The organism is Caldibacillus thermoamylovorans (assembly GCF_000751775.1).
GTDB lineage: Bacteria > Bacillota > Bacilli > Bacillales > Caldibacillaceae > Caldifermentibacillus > Caldifermentibacillus hisashii.
Genome location: NZ_CCRF01000095.1, coordinates 1 through 15324 on the forward strand (window position 1 = coordinate 1; position 15324 = coordinate 15324).

The 15324-nt window shown below is 37.9% G+C and carries 14 protein-coding genes and 1 pseudogene; 13 read left to right on the plus strand and 2 right to left on the minus strand.

Annotated features, from left to right (window positions below; all coding sequences use genetic code 11):
• Positions 1-158: 158 nt before the first annotated feature.
• The 13 genes and pseudogenes from groL to BT1A1_RS15520 all read left to right on the plus strand — a co-directional run bounded on the left by groL (position 159) and on the right by BT1A1_RS15520 (position 14073).
• Positions 159-1778, plus strand: a complete 1620-nt coding sequence (groL, locus tag BT1A1_RS15460) for a chaperonin GroEL (RefSeq protein WP_034772988.1) — start codon at positions 159-161, stop codon at positions 1776-1778.
• Between the two features lie 325 nt (positions 1779-2103).
• The gene (locus BT1A1_RS15465; RefSeq protein WP_034772990.1) at positions 2104-3594 is read left to right on the plus strand and encodes a BglG family transcription antiterminator; all 1491 of its coding nucleotides are present in this window, start codon (positions 2104-2106) and stop codon (positions 3592-3594) included.
• Positions 3584-4027 (plus strand): PTS sugar transporter subunit IIA, encoded by a 444-nt coding sequence (locus BT1A1_RS15470; protein WP_034772992.1) that lies wholly within the window; start codon positions 3584-3586, stop codon positions 4025-4027. Before BT1A1_RS15465 ends, BT1A1_RS15470 begins: the two co-directional genes overlap by 11 nt.
• A 2-nt stretch (positions 4028-4029) precedes the next feature.
• A complete protein-coding gene (locus BT1A1_RS15475; protein ID WP_034772994.1) occupies positions 4030-4347 on the plus strand; it encodes a PTS fructose transporter subunit IIB in 318 nt (105 codons plus the stop codon).
• A gap of 23 nt (positions 4348-4370) precedes the next feature.
• Complete coding sequence (locus BT1A1_RS15480; protein WP_034772995.1) at positions 4371-4820, plus strand: PTS sugar transporter subunit IIA; 450 nt, start codon at positions 4371-4373, stop codon at positions 4818-4820.
• Between the two features lie 33 nt (positions 4821-4853).
• On the plus strand, positions 4854-5942 hold the full coding sequence (locus tag BT1A1_RS15485; RefSeq protein ID WP_034772997.1) for a PTS fructose transporter subunit IIC: 1089 nt from the start codon (positions 4854-4856) through the stop codon (positions 5940-5942).
• Positions 5943-5960: 18 nt separating this feature from the next.
• Positions 5961-6653 carry a D-allulose 6-phosphate 3-epimerase gene (gene alsE, locus BT1A1_RS15490; RefSeq protein WP_034772999.1) on the plus strand — a complete coding sequence of 231 codons (693 nt, stop codon included), beginning with the start codon at positions 5961-5963 and terminating at the stop codon, positions 6651-6653.
• 228 nt (positions 6654-6881) lie between these two features.
• Positions 6882-8888: a transketolase gene (gene tkt / locus BT1A1_RS15495; protein WP_034773001.1), complete on the plus strand. Its 2007-nt coding sequence runs from the start codon at positions 6882-6884 to the stop codon at positions 8886-8888.
• A gap of 322 nt (positions 8889-9210) precedes the next feature.
• Positions 9211-10209, plus strand: coding sequence for an HD-GYP domain-containing protein (locus BT1A1_RS17525; protein WP_051989180.1), 999 nt, complete (start codon positions 9211-9213; stop codon positions 10207-10209).
• Between the two features lie 61 nt (positions 10210-10270).
• Complete coding sequence (locus BT1A1_RS15505; protein WP_034773004.1) at positions 10271-11458, plus strand: MFS transporter; 1188 nt, start codon at positions 10271-10273, stop codon at positions 11456-11458.
• A 320-nt stretch (positions 11459-11778) separates the two neighbouring features.
• Entirely contained in the window at positions 11779-12462 is a 684-nt protein-coding gene (locus BT1A1_RS15510; RefSeq protein ID WP_034773006.1) for a PspA/IM30 family protein, read from the plus strand.
• 123 nt (positions 12463-12585) lie between these two features.
• A pseudogene (locus BT1A1_RS15515) lies at positions 12586-13615 on the plus strand (TFIIB-type zinc ribbon-containing protein).
• Positions 13609-14073: a TPM domain-containing protein gene (locus BT1A1_RS15520; protein ID WP_051989181.1), complete on the plus strand. Its 465-nt coding sequence runs from the start codon at positions 13609-13611 to the stop codon at positions 14071-14073. The pseudogene BT1A1_RS15515 and the gene BT1A1_RS15520 overlap by 7 nt, the downstream one beginning before the upstream one ends.
• Here BT1A1_RS15520 and BT1A1_RS19700 read toward each other — a convergent pair.
• Together BT1A1_RS19700 and BT1A1_RS15525 are read right to left on the minus strand one after the other, a co-directional pair.
• Positions 14006-14716, minus strand: coding sequence for an ABC transporter permease (locus BT1A1_RS19700; RefSeq protein WP_072012712.1), 711 nt, complete (start codon positions 14714-14716; stop codon positions 14006-14008). The genes BT1A1_RS15520 and BT1A1_RS19700 overlap by 68 nt on opposite strands.
• A 6-nt stretch (positions 14717-14722) precedes the next feature.
• Positions 14723-15139, minus strand: a complete 417-nt coding sequence (locus BT1A1_RS15525) for a hypothetical protein (protein ID WP_034773007.1) — start codon at positions 15137-15139, stop codon at positions 14723-14725.
• Between the last annotated feature and the right edge of the window lie 185 nt (positions 15140-15324).

The following is a 15324-nucleotide window of genomic DNA, read 5'->3' on the forward strand; positions in this document are numbered from 1 at the left end:
TAATCTAGCAATTATTGATATAATATCCATAGGAAGACCTCTTTCTAAATGTATTCGCCTACTAGCGTACATTTAAATGATAGAGCGTCTTCCCATTTTTTTCCACTCATCTGCCCTTCGAGTGAAATTTTACACATACAGGTAAGGAGGCAATTTTCATGGCAAAACAAATTAAATTTGGTGAAGAAGCCCGCCGTGCAATGCTTGCTGGTGTAGATAAATTGGCGAATGCAGTAAAAGTTACATTAGGACCTAAAGGTCGTAATGTTGTTTTAGAGAAAAAATTTGGTTCTCCTTTAATTACCAATGACGGTGTAACCATTGCAAAGGAAATCGAATTGGAAGATCCCTATGAAAATATGGGTGCTAAACTTGTAGCGGAAGTTGCAAGTAAAACGAACGATGTTGCTGGTGACGGTACAACAACCGCAACAGTTCTTGCTCAAGCCATGATTCGTGAAGGATTGAAAAACGTAACAGCTGGCGCAAACCCGATGGGCATCCGTAAAGGAATTGAAAAAGCTGTTCAAGTTGCTGTTGAAGAATTGAAAGCAATCTCCAAACCGATCGAAGGTAAAGAAGCTATCGCTCAAGTAGGTACCATTTCTTCCGGTGAAGAAGAAGTAGGTAATCTCATTGCTGAGGCAATGGAGCGAGTCGGTAAAGACGGAGTTATCACGATAGAAGAATCTAAAGGATTCAACACCGAGTTGGATGTTGTTGAAGGTATGCAATTTGACCGCGGCTATGTTTCCGCTTATATGGTTACAGATTCCGAGAAAATGGAAGCTGTCTTGGAGAACCCGTATATTTTAATTACAGATAAGAAGATTTCCAGCATTCAAGATCTACTTCCATTGTTAGAACAAGTTGTCCAACAAAGCAAACCGCTCTTGATTATTGCCGAAGATATTGAAGGCGAAGCATTGGCAACATTGGTACTCAACAAGTTGCGTGGAACCTTCAATGTAGCTGCTGTAAAAGCACCTGGATTTGGCGATCGTCGTAAAGCTATGTTAGAAGATATCGCCATTTTAACCGGTGGTACGGTCATTACAGAAGATCTTGGCTTAGAATTGAAATCTGCAAACATCACCCATCTTGGCCGCGCTGGCAAAGTCGTTGTAACGAAAGAAAATACAACGATCGTTGAAGGTGCTGGTGACTCCAGCAAGATTGAAGCTCGCGTCAACCAAATTAAAGCACAAATCGAAGAAACAACCTCTGAGTTTGATAAAGAAAAACTACAAGAACGTTTGGCTAAATTGGCTGGCGGTGTAGCTGTCATCAAAGTCGGTGCTGCTACAGAAACAGAATTGAAAGAACGTAAACTTCGCATTGAAGACGCATTGAACGCAACCCGTGCTGCCGTTGAAGAAGGAATTGTATCCGGCGGTGGTACAGCATTAATCAATGTTTACAATAAAGTTGCCGCAATCGAAACTGATGGCGATGTCCTAATCGGTGTTCGCATTGTGCTCCGTGCACTAGAAGAGCCGGTACGTCAAATCGCTCAAAACGCAGGTCTCGAAGGCAGCGTTGTTGTTGAGCGCATGAAGAAAGAAGAACTTGGCATCGGCTTTAATGCTGCAACAAATGAATGGGTAAACATGGTAGAAGCCGGTATCGTTGACCCGACGAAAGTAACCCGTTCTGCCCTTCAAAATGCAGCTAGTGTTGCAGCTATGTTCCTCACCACCGAAGCTGTTGTTTCCGACATTCCGGAAGAAAACAAAGGCGGAAACGGCATGCCTGGTGACATGGGCGGCATGATGTAATCGACATTGCCCTAACTTAAAAACTATTTTACATATACATAAACATGCTGTCATATCGATACTAGTTTACATTTTTTTGAATAGCTTTACCTAAATAAAATTGGACATGATATACTTACTACTCATTCTTTCCATTATTGTTAAATGATTCTCATATAGTTTTGTTGTTTTTGTATCAATTAAATAGCTTAGTATCAACAATTATAACTTGAGCAACCTTAACGAAAGAAAATGGCTATTATAAAAAATGACCATTGCAACGGTCAAAATCCAGAGATTTACTTTATTATTTATCGGTTATCATAAAGCCAAGGGGGTAATTGAAATGAGTTCCAAAAGAAAGCGCGAACAAGAATTACTAATGTACCTTTCGAAGAAACAAGATTTTGTGACTTCGGAGGAACTCATGGAAGTACTTGATGTTTCGCAAAAAACAGTCTACCGCTTAATAAACAAAATAAATAACGAATATGTAGACGGCCCACTAATCTTATCAGAACGAGGGAGAGGGTACAAACTAGATTACGAGAAGTTTATTAATTATCAAAAAGGTCTTAATCAATATAAAGATGGACAATATACGCCTCATGAAAGACGCATTCGAATTATGGAAGAGCTATTATTGTCCTCGCCTAAACCCATTAGTGTTTATCAATTATTCAGTCACTTTCATGTAGGAGAGTCCGTTATTTTTAACGATGAACAAATCATGAGTGAAGTACTGAAAAAGTACAACTTAGTTCTCGAGAGAAAAAATAGGACACTTGCCATCTTAGGCGAAGAAGCAAATATTCGTAAGGCCATTAAAGATATTAATGAAATTTTCAATGTAATCGATATCGACGATTTAAAAAGAAATAAGGAACTTAATTTCAATCGGTACGATGTTTTCTTTATTCTCGATCAACTGAAAAAAATTGAAGAAGATTTGGATATAACAATCCCCTACCCTTATAATGTAAACATTTTCTCGCATTTATATATTCTGCTTAGCCGAACAAGAAAAGTTCCTACAAGACTGTATCCGGATAAAATTTCCGAACAAGTATTGGAAAATATGAAAAATGATATTTTGTATCCCGTTGCAAAAGAAGTTATTCAAAACATTGAAAAATACTTGAACAGTCCTTTGCCGGAGATTGAAATCTATTTTCTTTACCAATACTTGGTCTCTTCCAGAATGCAAGGTTCAATTGCAAAAACCTCCACGTTTTCAGCAGACGTTGTCAACGTAACGAAAACATATATTGAAGGAATGAGTTCTTGTTTAGGAATTGAATTAGACAGCCAGTCACTATTTGTTGAATTAGCGAACCATATAAAACCGATGCTTAATCGTTTGCAGCATAATATTCGTGTGAAAAATAGCTTGTTAAGTCAGATAAAGGTCACGTACGAAAATGTATTTAATGCGGTGAAAAAAGTGTCGGAGATGGTAAGTGAAAGGTTTAACTTACCGGAAATAAATGACGATGAAAATGGATTTATCACCCTATATTTTGCAAAAGCCATTGAAACGGGGCAGCATTTACGCCCGATTAAAACGTTAATCATGTGTACAACGGGCATTGGAACTTCAGAGCTATTACAAGCAAAGGTGTCTAAAAAGTTCCCAGAAATCGAAATAGTAGACGTGATTTCAACTAGCAATACACAAAAATCAAAGGATAAATATCCAGAAGCTGAATTGATTTTGAGTACGGTTCACATGAAAGAAGATGTTCCAATTCCTTATTTATTAGTCAGTGCTATGTTTACGAACGATGATCAAGATAGACTCAGGAAAAAAATAGAGGAGATCTATCATGGAAACTAATTCACTATTTCAAGTTTATTTTAATAGTGTGTTCAAAACGAAAGAGGAAGTTTTCTCGTTTTTATCAGAAATTGAGGGTAATGATTTTTATAAAAAGAGAGAAATTATCAATCTATTAAAAGAGAGAGAAAAAGTAGGTAGCACATTAATTGCGGAACACGTCGTCATGCCACATGTGCAAAGTAGTCTCATAAACAAGAGTCAAATTGTATTCATCCATTTAAAAAAACCTATAAAAGATTGGGATTATCATTCTAAAAATGTACGTTTAGTGATTGGAATTTTATTAAAAGAAAATGAAAACGTTCAAATAAAGAAAAGTATAGCATCTTTCATTCGAGCGTTAGCTAGTGAAGATTTTGTAAGCAGATTATTGAACAGTAGAGAGAAAGAAGATTTTACAAAAAAAATTTTAAAACCATTGGAGGAGTAATGATGAAAATCGTTGGAGTTGCAGCATGTACAGTAGGAATTGCACACACATATATTGCCCAAGAAAAATTAGAAACAGCCGGTAAAAAAAGAGGTCACGAAATTCAAATTGAAACCCAAGGAACCATTGGTGTTGAGAATGAATTGACCCAAAAACAAATCGATGAGGCCGATATCGTGATCTTAGCGGTTGACGTAAAAATCGCAGGGAGAGAACGTTTCGAAGGTAAAAGAATCATTCAAGTTTCCACAGAAATCGCTGTTAAATCTCCGAACAAGTTGATTGAAAAAGCTGAGCAAGTTGTAAATGCACAAAAATAATCAAAAGAACAGGAGCTTGAATCATGGAAGTAAAAGACATCGTTGATATAGACACGATAAAAACCAATATGAATGTAAAAAGTAAGGAAGAAGCAATTCAAAAGTTAGCTGAAGTATTGCTTGCAAATGAGTATATTACCGACGTTGAAGCCTTCTTGAAAGATATTTATGCAAGGGAAGCCGTTGGTCAGACAGGAATCGGCAATTATATTGCCATTCCCCATGGTAATAGCGATGCTGTCCAAAAAGTTGGGGTTGCCATTGGAATTACTGAACAAGAAATTCCTTGGGAAACCCTCGATGGTAAAGGTGTGAAAGGAATCATTTTGTTTGTTGTGCCAAAACAGAATGATGGGTCTAAACAACATTTGAAATTGTTATCCCTTTTTGCAAGGAAATTAGGAAATGATGAAGTTGTTGAAAAAATGTTAATGGCGAAAAACGCTGAAGATGTAAAAGCAGCATTAATCTAACTTAGAAAATTTAACAATAGGAGAGAAAGAGTCATGAGTGCAATTAAAAAATTGAATCTAAAAGGCCATTTATTGACAGCTATTTCTTATTTGATTCCCATCGTCTGTGGCGCAGGTTTTGTCATTGCTATCGGTATGGCATTTGGCGGTAATAGTGGCGCAGATTTAACCCAAGAATTTACTTTCTGGGATGCACTAGCAAAAATGGGTGCAGGGGCTTTAGGTTTACTACCCGCTGTTATCTCAACCGGAATTGCTTATTCCATTGCAAGTAAACCAGGGATTGCCCCAGGTTTCATTATCGGTTTAACTGCTAATGCCGTTGGAGCAGGATTTATCGGCGGTATTATTGGCGGATTTGTCGCAGGTTATCTAGCAGTAGCAATTATCAAATATCTTAAAGTTCCTAGCTGGGCTAAAGGCTTAATGCCTACTTTAATTGTCCCGTTTTTAACTTCTCTTATCGGTGGACTATTCATGGTATATGTAATCGGGCTTCCGGTTGCTGCCTTTACAAGCTGGTTGACAAATGCTTTAAATAGCTTAGGTACTTCTTCCTTATTAATCTTCGGTGCCGTTATCGGTTTATTAAGTGGTGTTGACTTTGGTGGTCCGATCAACAAAACCGTATTTGCCTTCGTATTAACCATGCAAACAGAAGGGATCAATGAACCAATTACTGCATTGCAATTAGTAAATACTGCTACACCAATTGGATTTGGACTTGCTTACTTTATCGCAAAAATGTTTGGTAAAAACATTTACACTCGTTCCGAGGTTGAAACATTGAAATCCGCTGTTCCGATGGGTGTTGTGAACATTGTTGAAGGTGTCATTCCGATCGTTATGAATGATATTGTCCGCTGTGTAACAGCTGTCGCCATTGGTGGTGCCGCTGGTGGTGCGGTAACTATGGTATTAGGAGCAGATGCAACAGTTCCTTTCGGCGGTGTCTTGATGCTTCCGACCATGTCTAAACCTCTAGCAGGTGCTTTAGCCATTATCGTAAACGTCGTAGTAACTGGGTTGGCTCTCGCACTTCTTAAGAAGAATGTAAAAGAAGATGAGCAAGTAGAAGTTGAAGAAGAAGATATTGATTTAGACGATATCCAAATTATATAAGCGGAGGTCAACTAACGAATGAGCAACAAAATTGAATTTTCACCGTCTTTAATGACAATGGATTTAGACAAGTTTAAAGAACAGATTACTTTTTTAAATAATCATGTCGGTTCTTACCATATCGATATTATGGACGGACATTATGTACCTAATATAACTCTATCCCCTTGGTTTGTCCAAGAGGTACGGAAAATTAGTGATGTTCCGATGTCTGCCCACTTGATGGTCACAAACCCAAGTTTTTGGGTACAACAACTCATTGATATTAAGTGTGAATGGATTTGCATGCACGTAGAAACCCTTGATGGGTTAGCTTTCCGCTTAATTGATCAAATCCACGATGCGGGATTAAAAGCAGGGGTCGTATTAAATCCTGAAACAAGTGTTGATGCGATTCGCCCGTACATTGATTTAGTGGATAAAGTCACCATTATGACTGTCGACCCAGGTTTTGCAGGTCAACGCTTTATTGATAGTACATTGGAGAAAATCGTGGAATTAAGAAAATTACGGGAAGAACACGGTTATAAATATGTGATTGAAATGGATGGATCTTCGAATCGGAAATCCTTCAAGAAAATTTATGAAGCCGGTCCTGACATTTATATTATAGGTCGCAGCGGTTTGTTTGGATTACACGAAGATATCGAAAAAGCATGGGAAATCATGTGCAAAGATTTTGAGGAAATGACTGGCGAAAAAGTATTATAAAATGAACCGCTTGAAACAGGGTATCGGGACAAGCTTACTCCCTATACCCTGTTTTTTCTAAGTTAATTGTGATAAATTAAACTTGTAATTTTGTTTGTGGAAAGAAAAAGAATGCAACAATTTTTTGATTCTGATTTTAAATAGAATCATAGAAGCCCGACAAAAATTACGTATAGCTTTTTCTGACCGGGTTTCCCCGGAAAAACCTACAAGAAAGGATCGTTTTTAATGACTACTACAGTGAATTCAGTAGAACAATTGTCGATTAATGCAATCCGTACACTTTCCATCGATGCCATTCAAAAGGCAAACTCTGGTCATCCAGGACTTCCGATGGGAGCAGCACCAATGGCCTATACATTATGGACCGAATTTATGACCCATAACCCGAAAAACTCGAAATGGTTTAACCGTGACCGTTTTGTTCTTTCTGCAGGACACGGATCGATGTTGTTATACAGTTTATTGCACTTATCAGGTTATAAAGTATCGATGGATGATTTGAAAAACTTCCGTCAATGGGGGTCAAATACCCCTGGGCATCCGGAAGTTCTCGATACCGATGGTGTTGAAATGACTACTGGACCTTTGGGTCAAGGAATTTCTTCCGCCGTTGGAATGGCAATGGCCGAAGCCCATTTAGCATCCGTCTATAATAAAACGGATTTTCCGATTGTCGATCACTATACCTATGCCCTCGTTGGTGATGGTTGTTTAATGGAAGGTGTCTCCCATGAAGCAGCTTCCCTCGCCGGTCATTTAGGGTTAGGAAAATTAATTGTTCTTTATGATTCGAACGATATTTCCTTGGATGGAGATTTAGACAAATCCTTCTCAGAAAATGTTGCTCAAAGATTTGCCGCTTATGGATGGCAAGTTCTTCGTGTCGACGATGGAAATGATGTCAATGAGATCCGGAGTGCATTGAAAAAAGCGAAAGAAAATACGACCCAACCGACATTAATTGAAGTTAAAACAGTCATCGGCTACGGTTCTCCGAATAAAGCAGGATCTTCTGCTTCCCATGGTTCTCCCCTTGGTGAAGAAGAAATCAAATTAACGAAGCAAAACTACAACTGGGATTATGAACCGTTCTATGTCCCGGAAGTAGTTTACGAAGATTTCCGTGAAAAAATCGGTAAAAAAGGTGAACAGGCAGAAAAAGCTTGGGAAGAACTGTTTAATAAATATAAAGAAGCATACCCGGAAGAAGCTAAATCATTTAAACGTGCCATTAACGGAGAACTTCCGGAGAACTGGGTTGAAGCATTGCCTACATATGAACCGGGTACATCTTTTGCAACAAGAGATTCTTCTGGCCAAGTGTTGAATGCTATTGCCAAAGCTGTGCCGAACTTTATTGGTGGTAGTGCGGACTTAGCAAGCTCCAATAAAACGATGATTAATGGAGCCGCTGATCTATCGAAAGAAAATTTTGCTGGGAGAAATATTTGGTTTGGTGTCCGGGAATTTGCTATGGCCGCTGCCTTAAACGGAATGGCCTTACATGGCGGGTTAAAAGTTTATGGCGGAACATTCTTTGTCTTTAGTGACTATTTGCGTCCGGCTGTTCGTTTATCTGCCTTAATGAAAACACCGGTTATTTACGTATGGACTCACGATTCCATTGCCGTCGGTGAAGATGGTCCAACTCATGAACCGATTGAGCATTTAGCATCCTATCGGGCAATGCCTGGACTATCATTGATTCGTCCTGCGGATGCCAATGAAACACAAGCCGCTTGGAGATTAGCTCTAGAATCGAACGACAAGCCAACCGCATTAGTGTTATCCCGTCAAAGCCTTCCGACACTAGAAGGAACGAAGGAAAAAGCTTATGAAGGGGTTAAACGCGGCGCTTATGTAGTAAGCGACAGTGAAAAAGAAACACCGGATGCAATTATTATTGCTACCGGTTCTGAAGTGCAATTGGCCGTTCGTGCTCAACAAGTGCTTAAAGAAAAAGGAATCGACGTTCGTGTCGTCAGCATGCCTTCATGGGATCGTTTTGAAGAACAACCCCAATCCTACAAGGATTCTGTATTACTACCGCAAGTTAAAAAACGCCTTGCTGTAGAAATGGCTTCCCCCTTCGGTTGGGAACGTTACGTCGGAAGCGAAGGAGATATTCTTGGCATTTCAACCTTTGGCGCCTCCGCTAATGGCGAAAAACTAATGGAAGAATTCGGCTTCACAGTTGAGAATGTGGTAAAACGTGTAGAGGGATTACTATAAGTCCGTCTCAAAGGAAATAAATGAGTAACAGAGGCTATTCATCTATTATTAGATGGAAGCCTCTTTTTTGTTGTGTTAGAGTTATTTGTTTGGATATGTTTTGAATAGATTCCAATAGACGCTGGAAAATAAAAATGAATCTGTTAATTGTTTTTCATGTTTTGAAAAAAATAATAAGTTACTTAAGAAATTAAGTTTTCGATAACTTTGCGTTTGCGAGGAAAATCACATATGATATAATTTTCTTAATAATGCAGTCCAACAAGGGCGTAAAGGAGGGCTGGTTATAAGTTCTTTAATTAATCATTGGAAACGACCGTCAATGGCCACTTGGCTTATTACGTTGGTATTTACTTTTATTTTATTGGCACTTATGTGGGGGATTATTTATATTACCGGCGGAACGAAATATGCTTATGTACATCTCATGTATATTCCTGTTATGTTCGCTGGCTATATTTTAGGCCCAATTGGCGGGATTTTTATCGCGATTGTTGCAGGGATTTTAGTTGGACCCCTTATGCCTATGGATGTAGAGACAAATATCCCGCAACCTTTTGATACGCAATTGACAAGGACCCTTTTTTTTATACTTATTGGGGGAATAATTGGTTTTGCCTCCAATTCTTTGAAAAAGCATTTGATTAAAATACATGATACTCTTGCTGAAATTTCTTATGTTTATGGAAATACATTGAAAACCTATGCAAGGATGATATCCGCCCGGGATGAACAAACTTCCTTCCACTGCGAACGGGTAGCTTACAATGCCGTATTATTAGGAAAAGCCTACGGATTAACGGGTCCCGATTTGGATGCCCTTTACTGGTCAGGACTGCTTCATGATGTTGGAAAAATTGGGGTGAAGGAAAAGATTCTTTTAAAAGAAGGAAAGCTTACCCCAGAAGAATTTGAACAGGTAAAAAAGCATTCTGAAATAGGATACGAATTAATAAAGTCTTTGTCGCCACAACTTCTTCCGGTAGCTGAAGGAATTCACTCCCACCATGAGAAGTGGAATGGGAGCGGTTACCCGAAAGGTTTAAAAGGGAAAAACATACCCCTTTTTGGGCGAATTTTAGCCATTGTCGATGTATTCGAAGCATTGACTTCTGAACGCCCCTATAAGGAACCGTGGAGAGCGGAGGAAGCAATTCAATATTTATTAGAGAATAAAGGGGTTCTCTTCGACCCAGAGCTTACAACTTTATTTGAACAATTATATAACGATGGGAAAGTTTGGATTTACCAAAAGTCTATACAGTTAGTTCATTCGCTGATTCCAACTTCCTTTAATAAAGAGATTCTGAAACGAACTTAACCTTTTAAGTAATTTGTACACATAATTGATATTTCATCTAAGGTTGAGAGGAGATCTTGATTTGGCAACAACTCTTTTATTAATCCTTATTTATTTTGCTTTCATTAGCTTAGGTTTGCCTGATTCAATGTTAGGGGCTGCATGGCCGACAATCCAGTTGGAAATGGATATGCCGATGTCTGCTGGAGGATTTATTGCGATGATTGTCTCAACCGGGACCATTATCTCCAGCTTTTTAAGTGGAAAATTAATAGAGAAGTTTGGAACCGGAAAGTTGACTGTAATTAGCGTGTTTTTCACAGCCTTTGCGTTATTTGGTTTTTCCTTTAGTAATCATTACGCCTGGCTTTGTATTATGGCCATTCCACTAGGACTTGGTGCCGGTGCGGTAGACTCAGCTCTTAATAACTTTGTTGCTCTCCATTTTGCGGCAAAGCATATGAACTGGCTTCATTCCTTCTGGGGAATTGGCGCAACTGCTGGACCTATCATCATGAGTTTGCAAATTACTCGAAATGATTCTTGGCAATTAGGTTATTTAACAGTCGCAATTATTCAAATAATTTTAGTGGGAATTTTACTATTTTCTCTTCCCCTCTGGAAAAAATATAGTGATAACGGAAGTAAGGCACAGGAAAGCGTTGAGAAAAAACGTCAATCTGTATTTAAACTCCCAGGGATTACTCCAGCTTTGACCGGATTTTTTGCCTACTGTGCTTTGGAGGCAACAGCAGGTTTATGGGGAGCTAGTTTCCTTGTTCACACAAAAGGGGTGGCAGCGGATGTTGCGGCCGGCTGGATCTCTATGTATTACATGGGAATTACGATTGGAAGGGTCTTTAGTGGCTTTTTCACCGCCAAGTTTAGTAACCAAACATTAATCCGCGGTGGAATGGGAATCATTGCTCTTGGTGCTATTTTAATATTAAGCACCAGCACTGCTTTTTTAAATCTCACTGGTATAATATTAATCGGACTTGGTTGTGCACCAATTTACCCGTCGATGCTTCATGAAACACCGGTCCGCTTTGGCAAGGAAAATTCTAGCTCTCTCATGGGTATTCAAATGGCTTTTGCTTATATTGGAACGACTCTAGTACCTCCTGCCTTTGGAGTATTTTCCGATTTTGCAGGAATTCAGTATTATCCAATCTTTTTGCTTTTGTTACTTGTATTGATGTTTTTCGGAAACGAGAAAATCCATCAAGTGGCTATGAAACGATTACAAACACAAAAGGTTAAAATATAATTCTCAAGGTACTCCACTGGTTAAGAAAAACAATTGGAGTACCTTTTTCATTAGTGTTAAGTTTTGTATTGTTGCACGTATCTAATATGTACGGTCAAAACCCTTTTGCAGTTAAAAAGTAGATTCCCAACGTTTCCCTCATTGTAAAAAGCGATCTTTTCCTTCATGATAGATGTAAGGATTAACATTTTGCTTTGAACGTAAAATGCTTAAGAACAGGAATAAAAGTGAATTTTTTAAAGAAATTTTTTAGAGAGTGAAACTTTTTGCTTGAAAAACAGTATATAATAGTACCAATTTTGTTAAGGGAGTGGATCGTATTGAGCATTTTAGCAAGATTTAAAGATATTATGGCCAGCAATATTAACGCCCTTTTGGATAAGGCAGAAAACCCGGAAAAAATGATTGACCAATATTTGCGGAATTTAAATCGGGACCTCGGAAAAGTGAAGGCTGAAACCGCGTCCGTCATGGCTGAAGAAAAACGGGCAAAACGCATGCTTGATGAATGCACCGAGGACATTGAAAAAATGGAAAGATACGCGATTAAAGCGTTGGAAGCCGGCAACGAAGACGATGCCCGGAAGTTTTTAGAGCGGAAAGCCGAATTAACCTCCCGCCAAGCCGAATTGCAAAAAGCGTATGATCTTGCACTTTCCAACGCTACCCAAATGCGGCAAATGCATGACAAATTAGTTGCCGATATCAATGAATTGGAATCTAGAAGAAGTATGCTTAAGGCAAAATGGGCAGTAGCCAAAACCCAGGAGCGGATGAATAAAATTGGTGCATCTGTAACTGATACGACAAACACGATGTCTGCCTTTGGTCGAATGGAAGATAAAATTAATCGCGCTCTCGACCAGGCAAACGCGATGGCAGAATTGAATGCCAGCCCGAAAGATGACTTAGAAGATCTTGCCGCAAAATATGACACGAAGGTAAGTGTAGATGATGAACTTGCGGCTTTAAAAGAGAAATTAAAAAATTTAGAGCAGGAATAAATGACGAAAAGCTGTGGCTTCAGGGCTACAGCTTTTATAAAATAAAATTAAGGAATCTTGTACAAAACAACCTAGAAATAACGGGTTATTTTTTTGAGATGACAGAGAAAAGGGGGTACAGGCATGGTTGTCCATTACAAATGTCCCGGATGCGGGGATGATATGATTTTTAATAGTGAAACCGGCACGCTAACCTGCCTGTGGAAGACAAGAAGACATAGAAACCTTTTCGGAGGATTTAATAACAACCACCTTTGAAGATCATGAAGCAAAGGAGTACAATTGTGAAAACTGTGGTGCTGTTTTAATTACTGACCATGATACGGTAGCGACAAGATGTAGCTTCTGTGGTGCCGGAGTCGTTCTAGCAGATCGCGTATCTGGAACTTATGCACCATCATTAGTCATTCCTTTTACCGTCAGTAAGGAAGAAGCCATTCAAGGTTTTAAAAAATGGTGCCGAAATGGCCTTTTAACTCCGAATGATTTTATGACGGCGGACCGGATAAAAAATATTACTGGGATGTATGTCCCTTTTTGGATGTACGATCTTAACAGTCGTGTCCAGGTCAGTGCAGAAGGGAAAGTTATCCGGACGTATACGAGGGGAGACTATATTTATACGGAGACGAAATATTATGATGTTTTTCGGGATATCAATTTAGATTACATTAAGGTCCCGGTCGATGCCTCAAAAAAAATGAATGATGAATTAATGGATAAACTTGAACCTTACCCCTATGATCAGCTGAAGGAGTTTAAGACACCGTACCTTGCAGGTTATATTGCGGAAAAGTATAACTATACCGACGATGAACTGCTTCCAAGGGTAAAATCAAAAATTCAAAGTTTTATAGATTCCTATATTAGTTCGACGATGCATGGTTATACAACGGTTACCTACAGAATGAAAGATATCGATACGAAAAAGGTAAAAAGTTACTACGTCCTTTTGCCGGTATGGATGGTTACCTATAATTACAAAAATAAAGACTATATTTTTGCGATGAATGGACAAACCGGAAAAATCGTCGGCAACCCTCCTCTATCGTATTGGAAGATGCTCGGCTGGTTTAGCGGCATTTCCGCTGGAACCTTTGTAATTATGAATATACTGGAAGCGATTGTGACGGGAGGGTGGTCATTATGGTAAGAAAAACAGTAATGGCCTGTATCCTAGGATTCTTTGGACTTTTTCTATTACTACTTGTAGGAGCAAAAGAAATAGCTGCCATTGAACAAAAAATTTATGATGATGCGAACCTTTTGGACGAAGCAGAAATTGAAGAACTTGAAGAATTGGCCAAAGAACTTGCGGAAGAAATTGGAACAGATCTTATTGTGCTGACCACTACATCAAGTATGGATGTTGATCCTTATACGAAAAAGTTCTATGAAGAAATGGCTCCAGGTTATGATAAGCCCCATGGGAGCACAGTAATTTTAACGATAAATATGGAATATAGGGACGTATATTTGGAAAGTTTTGGGAGGGCTTATGATTACTTAACCAGTAGCAGATTGACCGATATACGCGAATCTATTACGCCGTACCTTTCCAATGGGGATAAGAAATACTCCAAGGTAAATCAGGGTACTGAGAAGGAGTAATAATTAGATAACTACCTTCAACTAAATTAGAAAACTGCATATTTAATATTCCCTTTTGATTATAAACAAAAAAGAATTTCAAAATTCCTTGAGGAAAATATTGATATATTATAGGTTCAAAAAAACTGATTAGAAACAAAGCAACAATACTTAATAATAGATTACGAGTAATTAATGAAAGAATAAAAGCGACTTCTCCCCATAAAAAGCCAATAATACTAATTGTTATTACTTGGGTGAATAATTGAAAGCTGATAAGTTGGCCAGATGATCCAAGAAACATATGTATTAAAATCCCGAATATACATGCAATTACACTAAGGACAAAACTAATTATAAAGATAGTAATTGACTTATAATAAAAAATTTTAATTCGACTGTTCGAATTCACTAACATATGAAAAGTATTCCATGAGTATTCTTTGTAACCTAAAAGTGCACCCACTACAATATACAAGATTGATCCGATGACATTAAAGGATAATAGATAAACCGAACTAAAATATGTTGGAATCTTTAAGTTTATATATGGAAAAGGATCAAAAATAATATATATCATAAATAAAAACAAAATACTAAGGATTATCCATATTAACAAATTATTTTTAATCTTCATAATCTCGGCTTTAATAAAATAGATCATTTGTATTCATTCCTCATTAATATTAATCAATATTTTGTGGGTTCCCTGATATAAAACAAATTGAATCGATCCCTCCCCGGCGGTGGACTGGAAAGAAAACGTTTGGCTATCACTTATTTGCTTTTCCACTAATTTTTCTCCCTTTGAATTTCTTATGATAATTCCTAATTTACCACCCTCTTGGCTCCTATTTATTGAAATTTTATTATTCTCATTTAGCATTGTCTTAATCTCAACTGTTTGTTTTTTCTTAAGTTTTCCAGAAATCTCCAGATTGGAAACTAATTCACTAGAATCTCCAATATATGTTGTATTAATTTCTAAACCATCAGATATTAGAGAATCCCCTGAGTCATTTAACACACTAAAAGCAATTATAATAATTGCCACTAAAGATAAAAATATTAATAAAAATTTTTTCAAAAAAGCCACCCCTATGCACGGAATTCACGTTTCATAACAATCATCATTTGAATTAGCATAATTGAAATAACTATAAGTAAGCACACAATTAAACTTACTCCAAAAGGAAACTGATCCAATACAGCTAATTGAATTTGTGGATCCTTAGACAAGTTTTTGAATGATACATTAACTAGGCTCAAAGA

Excerpts from the sequence above, each read along its gene's own strand:
- BT1A1_RS15485 (WP_034772997.1), top strand. The coding sequence starts at position 4,854 with ATGAGTGCAATTAAAAAATTGAATCTAAAAGGCCATTTATTGACAGCT.
- tkt (WP_034773001.1), top strand. The coding sequence starts at position 6,882 with ATGACTACTACAGTGAATTCAGTAGAACAATTGTCGATTAATGCAATC.
- BT1A1_RS15475 (WP_034772994.1), top strand. The coding sequence starts at position 4,030 with ATGAAAATCGTTGGAGTTGCAGCATGTACAGTAGGAATTGCACACACA.
- BT1A1_RS15465 (WP_034772990.1), top strand. The coding sequence starts at position 2,104 with ATGAGTTCCAAAAGAAAGCGCGAACAAGAATTACTAATGTACCTTTCG.
- BT1A1_RS15480 (WP_034772995.1), top strand. The coding sequence starts at position 4,371 with ATGGAAGTAAAAGACATCGTTGATATAGACACGATAAAAACCAATATG.
- BT1A1_RS15470 (WP_034772992.1), top strand. The coding sequence starts at position 3,584 with ATGGAAACTAATTCACTATTTCAAGTTTATTTTAATAGTGTGTTCAAA.
- groL (WP_034772988.1), top strand. The coding sequence starts at position 159 with ATGGCAAAACAAATTAAATTTGGTGAAGAAGCCCGCCGTGCAATGCTT.
- BT1A1_RS17525 (WP_051989180.1), top strand. The coding sequence starts at position 9,211 with ATGGCCACTTGGCTTATTACGTTGGTATTTACTTTTATTTTATTGGCA.
- alsE (WP_034772999.1), top strand. The coding sequence starts at position 5,961 with ATGAGCAACAAAATTGAATTTTCACCGTCTTTAATGACAATGGATTTA.
- BT1A1_RS19700 (WP_072012712.1), bottom strand. The coding sequence starts at position 14,716 with ATGATCTATTTTATTAAAGCCGAGATTATGAAGATTAAAAATAATTTG.
- BT1A1_RS15520 (WP_051989181.1), top strand. The coding sequence starts at position 13,609 with ATGGTAAGAAAAACAGTAATGGCCTGTATCCTAGGATTCTTTGGACTT.